Here is a 628-nt window from a genome sequence, read left to right as displayed (position 1 = left end):
TAGCCGGCCTGCCAGCCCGCGCCGGCCGCCAGCAGCAGCGCGGCGAGCGCCGGCCCCAGCGTGGCGCCGATGCCCCAGCAGGCATGCAGCCAGTTCAGGTGGCGGGGTGCGAAATGCGTGGCGGAGTAGGCGTTCAGCGCCGCGTCCACCGCTCCGCCGCCCATGCCGGCCAGCAGCGCCAGCGCCACGAAGACCGGGAAGGGCGGCGCCAGGGCATGGCCGGTGGCCGCCAGCGCCGTCGCCGCGACGGAGGCCGCCAGCACGCCACCGATGCCGAGCCGGACGATGATGCGCCCGGCGAAGAGCCCGGCCAGGATGTAGCCAGCCGAGAGCCCTGCCAGAACAAGGCCCAGCCTGGCATTGGGCAGGCCATAGGCGCGCGAGACCTCCGGCCACAGCGTTCCGGGCAGCGGGTCGGGCAGGCCGAGGCCGATGAAGGCAAGATAGGCGAGGACGAGAAGGGGCACGCCGCCGCCTAGCGCATTTTCGCGCGGAGCGTAGGGGCCCCGGCCCCGAAGGCGTCGCGCGCGCGAGGCGCGGCGGCGGGCGTAGGCCGCGTCGAAGGCCGCCCGCCGCCGTTCCTCACGGCCTCAGTGGCCGTGCCCGCCGCCGTGGCCGCGCGCGCCGG

At 76.6% G+C, this 628-nt stretch carries 1 protein-coding gene; it reads right to left on the bottom strand.

All coding sequences use genetic code 11. The annotated features are described in order from the left end of the window. Window positions 1-467 (bottom strand): MFS transporter (locus OZN99_RS33085; RefSeq protein ID WP_270939400.1); only part of this gene is annotated, 467 nt, incomplete at its 3' end. Window positions 468-628 lie beyond the last annotated feature (161 nt).

The sequence above is a fragment of the Falsiroseomonas oryzae genome (assembly GCF_027856955.1).
In the GTDB taxonomy this organism is placed as follows: domain Bacteria; phylum Pseudomonadota; class Alphaproteobacteria; order Acetobacterales; family Acetobacteraceae; genus Falsiroseomonas; species Falsiroseomonas oryzae.
This window is presented reverse-complemented; position numbering and strand designations above follow the sequence as displayed.